Annotated in this window: 4 protein-coding genes and 1 pseudogene; 4 read left to right on the top strand and 1 reads right to left on the bottom strand. The window is 70.7% G+C overall.

Annotation, left to right across the window (positions count from 1 at the left end):
• Positions 1-698: 698 nt before the first annotated feature.
• On the bottom strand, positions 699-2,552 hold the full coding sequence (locus tag QM595_RS10510) for a dolichyl-phosphate-mannose--protein mannosyltransferase (RefSeq protein WP_415171497.1): 1,854 nt from the start codon (positions 2,550-2,552) through the stop codon (positions 699-701).
• On the opposite strand from QM595_RS10510, the pseudogene QM595_RS10505 reads away from it, so the two are divergent.
• The 4 genes and pseudogenes from QM595_RS10505 to QM595_RS10490 all read left to right on the top strand — a co-directional run.
• A pseudogene (locus QM595_RS10505) lies at positions 2,551-2,745 on the top strand (GrpB family protein); the annotation flags it as partial. The gene QM595_RS10510 and the pseudogene QM595_RS10505 sit on opposite strands and share 2 nt — an antisense overlap.
• Positions 2,746-2,788: 43 nt before the next feature.
• Positions 2,789-3,619, top strand: a complete 831-nt coding sequence (rsmI, locus tag QM595_RS10500; RefSeq protein ID WP_415171496.1) for a 16S rRNA (cytidine(1402)-2'-O)-methyltransferase — start codon at positions 2,789-2,791, stop codon at positions 3,617-3,619.
• Entirely contained in the window at positions 3,616-4,440 is an 825-nt protein-coding gene (locus tag QM595_RS10495) for a TatD family hydrolase (RefSeq protein WP_415171495.1), read from the top strand. The genes rsmI and QM595_RS10495 overlap by 4 nt, the downstream gene beginning before the upstream one ends.
• 140 nt (positions 4,441-4,580) lie before the next feature.
• Positions 4,581-5,720, top strand: coding sequence for a transglycosylase family protein (locus QM595_RS10490; protein ID WP_415171494.1), 1,140 nt, complete (start codon positions 4,581-4,583; stop codon positions 5,718-5,720).
• The last annotated feature ends 177 nt before the right edge of the window (positions 5,721-5,897 follow it).

Here is a 5,897-nt window from a genome sequence, read left to right as displayed (position 1 = left end):
GCGGTGTCCGGGTGCGTGCCTCGCAAGGTGCCGGCGCGAAGGCAGGCTGGTGGCCTGTCGAGCGTCGGCAACGCCGCGAGGTGCGTGCCCGGGCGCCGCGATAGCAGCGAATTAGCCGCGACAGGCTACTAGTACCTTCGGCTCATGGGAGAGCGACGGCGGCGGATGTCGCGGCGAGCGGTACGATGCTGCGCAGGGCCGGCGCTGTTGGTGGGCTTGCTGTTGGCGGTTCCTGACGTGGCGGGAGCGCAGACGGGAACCACCGTGGATTCGGGTGCATCCGTGGCTCAGCGCCAGCGGGCGCGGCGTACGGTTGTCGAAGGCGGCCACCTCCAGCGCTTCCGCGGCGGCGTCGAGGATGTCCTCTCGGCCGGCCAGGACGGCCGGAGCCTGGTTGAACCCCGGTCGGTACGGGTGAGGGATGCGGTCGGCCATGACGATCCTCCGTGTAGACGCCCTTCGCGGGCGGCGTCTAACGACGTAGAGCACGTCTAACAGGGTGCGTGACGTCTAACAACGCCCGCGCGTCTAACAACGGCCGCGGGAGAGGAGGCTCGACCGGGGAGCCCCCTCCGGAGCTCGGGCCTCCGTCTGGCGCTTGCCGTTGCGGGTCACCGCCGCGGTGGCGAACCGGAGGGAGGCAGCGACCTCGTCGCTGACGACCTGGCGGCGGGAGCTGGCCAGGACCCTCAGCGCTTCTAGATCCAGCGTTGGAACCAGATCCGGTCCAGCCACGCCTGGTGGGTGAGCAACTGGTTGGTGTAGATCGGCCAGAACCAGGCGAAGTTGACGATCACCAGCACGACGTACGTGCCTGCGACCACCACGCCGATGGTGCGCCGTCGCGAGGGGCCGGGGGAGGAGCCGATGATCTTGCCGATCGCGAGCGCCGCGGCGAGCACCAGGAACGGCAGCGTCACGATGGCGTAGAAGCTGAAGATCGGCCGGTCGTTGTAGAGGAACCACGGCAGCCAGGTGGAGAGTACGCCGACCACCGGCACGCCGAAGCGCCAGTCCCGGGTGCCGACCCACATCAGCAGCGCGAACAGCGTCGCCAATGCGCCACCCCACCACACCATCGGGTTGCCCAACAGGATCACCTGCTTGAGGCAGTCGGGCTGGGCGTCGGTGGGACAGCCTCGGTCGCCGGGCTCGATGCCGGTGTCTGCCGCGACGCCGACCGGCTTGTTGAGCAGCAGCCAGCCGGCGGGATTGGACTGGTAGATGTGCTTCGCGCAGTTCAGGAAATGGGTGTGGAAGGTGTAGACGTCCTGGTGGTAGTACCACAGCGATCGCAGCGACTGGACCACCTCGCCCAGCCCGGTCGCGTCGGGCTCGGTCGCGGTCGGCCAGCGGGCGCTGGTGTCGGGGAAGTCGGAGATGTAGGTCTCGTTCTTGTCGCCGCCGCAATGGCCCTGGCCGGTGTACTGGGTGTACTGCGTCGAGGACAGGTGCTCCTCGTAGACGTTCGCGTGGATCAGCCAGCCGGTCCAGCTCAGCACGTAGACGGCCAGCGCGACCGGGGCCAGATGCAGGAAGGCGGGTACGCCGTCCGCCACCGCGCTCCTGACCGTGGCCCACCGTACGCCGAAGGAGCGGCGGGCCCCGGCCGACCAGAGCCAGACCATGATCCCGAAGGCGGCCAGCGGGTAGGCGGCCGTCCACTTCGACCCGATCGCCAGCCCCCAGCAGATGCCGCTGACCAGCAGCCAGGGCCGCCACAGCACCCATGGCCCCCAGCCCTTTGCCTGTTCGGTGAGGCGGTCGGCGAGTCTGGACCGGAACCAGTCCCGGTCGTTGATCATCGCCGCGACGGCGCAGAGGGTGAAGAACGCCAGGAAGATGTCGAGCAGCGCCAGCCGGGAGAGCACGAACTCCAGACCGTCGAAGGCGAGCAGCAGTCCTGCGACGCAGCCGAGCAGCGTCGACCCGGTCAGCCGCCGGGCGACCCGGACGATCACCAGCACCATCAGCGCGCCGACCACCGCCGAGGAGATCCGCCAGCCGGTCGGGTCCATCCCCATCAGCTTGATCCCGATTGCGATCATCCACTTGCCCACCTCGGGGTGGACCAGCATCTCCGGGCTGTCCTTCCAGATGCCCGTGGTGGTGCCGTCGAGGACCTGGTCGTTGGCGCCGTCGACGTAGTCGCGCGGATAGCCGAAGTGCAGCAGCGACCAGGCGTCCTTGGCGTAGTAGGTCTCGTCGAACTCGAACTGCCGCGGCTGACCCAGATGCCAGACCCGGAACACGAACGCGATGCCAGCAACGACCAGCGCCGCGCACCAGCCGACCACCGGGTCCTTGCCATAGAGCAGCCCCCGCGCCCGGACCCACGCGCTCGGCACCTTGGCGCCCGACGCCGTACGCGACAGGGTCTCCCGGGACTCGTCGAGCAGCGTCACGCCCCAGACCTTAGCCTGCGAGCGGAGGGCCACGTCGTAGCCGTTGGTCCCGGCGACACGCCGCGCCGACGGCGTGTCGCGTGCCGGTGCGTGCCCGTCGTGGCCCTTGCGATGCCACTCTCTTACGGGCCGATACGGTGGAGTCATGCCCGACGAGCGGATCAGGCTCGTGCCCCACGATCCGGAGTGGTCGGCCCGCTTCGAGGACGAGCTGGCGTTCCGCGACCACCTCCGCACCCACCCGGATCGTGCCGCCGCCTACGGCGCCTTCAAGACCAGGCTGGCCGCTGCCCACGCCGACGACCGCGAGGCCTACACCGATGCGAAGGCCGACTTCGTGGAGGCGACCACTAGCGATTCCCTGGGCTCGCTACGGTGGTGCCATGCCCGGCACCCTCGTCCTCGCCGCCACCCCGATCGGGCGGGTCGAGGACGCGCCGCCTCGGCTGGCGACCGAGCTGGCGACGGCCGACGTGGTGGCGGCCGAGGACACCCGCCGGCTCTCCCGGCTGACCCGCGAGCTCGGCGTGACCGTCCAAGGACGGGTGGTCTCCTACTTCGAGGGCAACGAGTCGGCGCGTACGCCGGCGCTCCTGGAGGCGCTGCTCGCCGGCGAGCGGGTGCTGCTGGTGACCGACGCCGGGATGCCCTCGGTCAGCGACCCCGGCTACCGGCTGGTCGCGGCGGCGGTCGCGGCCGACGTACCCGTCACCGCCGTGCCCGGCCCCTCCGCCGTACTCACCGCGCTGGCGGTCTCCGGGCTGCCGGTGGACCGGTTCTGCTTCGAGGGGTTCCTGCCGCGCAAGGCGGGGGAGCGGTCCCGGCGGCTGGCGTCGCTGGCCGCCGAGGAGCGCACCATGGTCTTCTTCGAGGCGCCCCACCGCACCCACGCAGCCCTAGCGGCGATGGCCGAGGCGTTCGGCGACGAGCGGGCGGCGGCGGTGTGCCGGGAGCTGACCAAGACCCACGAGGAGGTACGGCGCGGGCCGCTCGCCTCGCTCGCGGACTGGGCCGCCGGCGAGGTCAGGGGCGAGGTCACCATCGTGGTGTCGGGTGCCGTCGCGGCCTCCGCGCCGGCCGACCCGGAGACGCTGCGTGACAGGGTGGCCTCGCTGGAGGCCGAGGGAGTGAGTCGGAAGGAAGCGATCGTGACGGTGGCCAAGCAGGCCGGGGTGCCCAAGCGCGAGGTCTACGACCTGGTGCACAGGCCATGACCTACCCGCCGACCCCGGAGCCGCTGCCGCACCCCGTGGTGGACAGTCACTGTCATCTCGACATCGCCCGCGAAGGCGAGGTGCTGCCGCTGGAGGAGGCGCTGGCTCGTGCCGCGGCGGTGGGCATCGCCCGGATCGTGCAGGTCGGCTGCGACCTGCCCTCGGCGCGCTGGGCGGTCGAGGCGGCCGCGGCCCAGGAGCAGGTGATCGCCGCAGTGGCGCTGCACCCCAACGACGCTCCCCTCCACGGCGACGCCCTCGACGAGGCCATCGACGAGATCGAGACGCTCGCGCAGGCTCACGACCGGGTCCGTGCGGTGGGGGAGACCGGGCTCGACTTCTTCCGGACCGGCCCCGAGGGGATCGCCGCCCAGCAGCACTCCTTTCGCCGTCACATCGACATCGCCAAGCGGCATGACAAGACGCTGCAGATCCACGACCGCGACGCCCACCAGGCGGTCATCGACGCTCTCGACGCCGAGGGTCCTCCCGACCGCTGGGTGATGCACTGCTTCTCCGGCGACGCCGCCTTCGCACGCGAGTGCCTCGACCGCGGCGCCCACCTCTCCTTCGCCGGAACCGTCACCTTCAAGAACGCCGACAACCTGCGCGAGGCGCTGGCGATCACCCCGCTGGACCGGGTGCTGGTGGAGACCGACGCCCCCTTCCTGACCCCGTCGCCGTACCGCGGTAAGACGAACTCGCCCTACCTCATCCCGCACACCTTGCGGCTGATGGCCGAGGTCCGCGGCGAGGACCTCGAGACCCTCTGCGCGGCGGTCGACGCCAACACCGAGGCGGTTTTCGGCGGCCCCTGGTAACCCCCGCCGAGAGGTCTCTCTCTGCCCCTCGAAAGGTCTCGGATCGCCCGCCGAGAGGTCCCTGATTGCCCCTCGAAAGGTCTCGAACTGCCCGCCGCGAAGTTGCCTTCGGACCCGGGATCGTGTTCGGGTGGAGCGCTATGTCTGTTCGCACCGCCTTCGCGCGCACCGCCGGGTTCGCCGCCTCGAGCCGTCTCCTCCTCATCGGACTGGTCGCCGTCGCGGCGGTCGCGGTCGGTGGTGTCACGCTCGGGTACGTCGCCCTCGGCAAGGACGTGACCCTCACCCTCGACGGCACCTCCCAGCAGCTCTCGACCCACGGCAACACCGTTGCCGACGTGCTCCGCGAGGCCGACGTCACCGTCGGTGAGCGCGACATCGTCGCCCCCGCACCGGACGCCGAGATCCAGGACGGCACCCGGATCAGCGTCCGCTTCGCCCGGCCGCTGACCCTCGACGTCGACGGCACCGAGCAGACCTACTGGGTCACCGCGACCGACGTCGACGACGCGCTCTCACAGATCGGCCGCAGCTACGCCAATGCCGCTCTCTCGGTCAGCCGCAGCGCGACCATCCGCCGCGACGGGCTCGCGCTGGCGGTCACCACGCCCAAGCACGTCACCCTCAAGCTGGCCGGCGCCGAGCCGGTCGAGCAGACCGTCACCGCCCGAACCGTGGCTGACGCGCTCGCGCTCGCCGGCGCGAGCCCCGACGCCGACGACAAGGTCAAGCCCGCGGCCGACACCCTGCTGACCGACGGCGCCACCATCACCTGGACCAAGCTCCGGGTCGCCACCAAGAAGGTGACCGGCGAGACCGTCCCCTACGAGACCGTCGAGAAGTCCGACGACTCGCTCTACACCGGCCAGCGCAGCGTCGAGCGCGTGGGTGCCGACGGTCGCCGCGACGTGATTTATCGGATCGTCTACCGCAACGGCAAGGAGGCCAGCCGGACGGTCGTCTCGCAGAGCGTGCTCGACGAGCCGGTCGACGAGCTGATCTCGGTCGGCACCAAGCCCGCCCCGGCGATCTCCGACGGCTCGGTCTGGGACCGGCTCGCCCAGTGCGAGGCCGGCGGCAACTGGCACATCAACACCGGCAACGGCTACTACGGCGGTCTGCAGTTCAACCTCGGCACCTGGCACGCGTACGGCGGCACCGGCCTGCCCAGCAGCGCCAGCCGCGAGGAGCAGATCCGGATCGCGACCAAGGTCCGCGACGCCTCCGGTGGCTACGGCGCCTGGCCGGGCTGTGCAGCCAAGCTCGGCCTGCCCCGCTGACGAGTCGGCAGAAGTGCCGGCCTGAGAGACCTCGAGTCGGCAGAAGTGCAGGTCTGAGAGACCTCGAGTCGGCAGAAGTGCAGGTCCGGCGCCAGCACTTCTGCCGACTCGGCCCTTGTGGGACTCGCACTTCTGCCGACTCGGCCCTTGTGGGACTCGCACTTCTGCCGACTCGGC

It is taken from the genome of Nocardioides sp., assembly GCF_047607185.1.
In the GTDB taxonomy this organism is placed as follows: Bacteria; Actinomycetota; Actinomycetes; order Propionibacteriales; family Nocardioidaceae; genus Nocardioides.
This window is presented reverse-complemented; position numbering and strand designations above follow the sequence as displayed.